At 56.5% G+C, this 749-nt stretch carries 2 protein-coding genes; one reads left to right on the top strand and one right to left on the bottom strand.

The window, feature by feature from the left end; translation table 11 throughout:
• The coding region (locus EN780_RS36095; protein WP_245500241.1) for a LysR family transcriptional regulator at window positions 1-186 on the bottom strand (186 nt) is incomplete at its 3' end.
• 133 nt (window positions 187-319) lie between these two features.
• Here EN780_RS36095 and EN780_RS36100 point away from each other — a divergent pair.
• On the top strand, window positions 320-556 hold the full coding sequence (locus EN780_RS36100) for a helix-turn-helix domain-containing protein (protein WP_127308828.1): 237 nt from the start codon (window positions 320-322) through the stop codon (window positions 554-556).
• Window positions 557-749: the final 193 nt, after the last annotated feature.

Below are 749 nucleotides of genomic sequence, written 5' to 3' on the forward strand. Positions count from 1 at the left end.
GTGCTGGCTCACCGCCGGTTGGCTAATCCCGAGCGCGATAGCTGCTTGCCTCGTCGATCCGGCCCGCAGCACCGCGCGAAAGACCTGCAATTGTCGGAGCTTCAGGCCGCTCTGCAGCAACTCCATTTCGCGCCCTTCATAGGTTCGCATCTTTTGCAGGGAGAGGCGACAACGCCCTTCTTCCACGGGAACTATCCAGCGTTGGATCCCTAATCTCCCAAGGCTCAGATCTCGATGATATAAGGCATTCCAAACACCTTACAAGGTGTAAAATACACCTATAGGTGGCGGAGAAATCCGACCTGTCGATTGTGGACTCATGGTCAGTCCACGACAGATTCGAGCCGCGCGGGCATTGCTTGGTTGGTCGCAGCAGGAGCTTGCAGACAAAGCAATCGTATCGCTGAACGCGTTGGCCAGGTTGGAGAACGGAAAGGTGGACTCCCGGATCAGCACTCTACAAGCCATTGAGGCGGCGTTAACAAGAGCTGGCGTCGAATTCTTGTACGCTGGTCAAAAGGGTGAGGGTGTGCGGCTTCTAGATCCTCAGGCCTGACGGTGCAATTTCGTGGGACAAGGATTCAGTAAATCAAGCAGGATGGGACTACTCACGCGCTGTTTCGATTTTGTCGTCTCGGGAGCCGAAATGGGGCCGCCGTTCGAACGATATGCGTAGGCCGCTCGTCACCAGAAACTCACGGGCGCGATCCGTATCGCGCCTGCCGACATTCGACACCCAGTCCGAGAAC

Origin of the sequence: Mesorhizobium sp. M4B.F.Ca.ET.089.01.1.1 (genome assembly GCF_004022605.1) — a bacterium.
Lineage (GTDB): Bacteria > Pseudomonadota > Alphaproteobacteria > Rhizobiales > Rhizobiaceae > Mesorhizobium > Mesorhizobium abyssinicae.

Bases quoted from the DNA above. Each gene is read 5' to 3' on its own strand.
- EN780_RS36100 (WP_127308828.1), top strand. From the start codon at position 320: ATGGTCAGTCCACGACAGATTCGAGCCGCGCGGGCATTGCTTGGTTGG.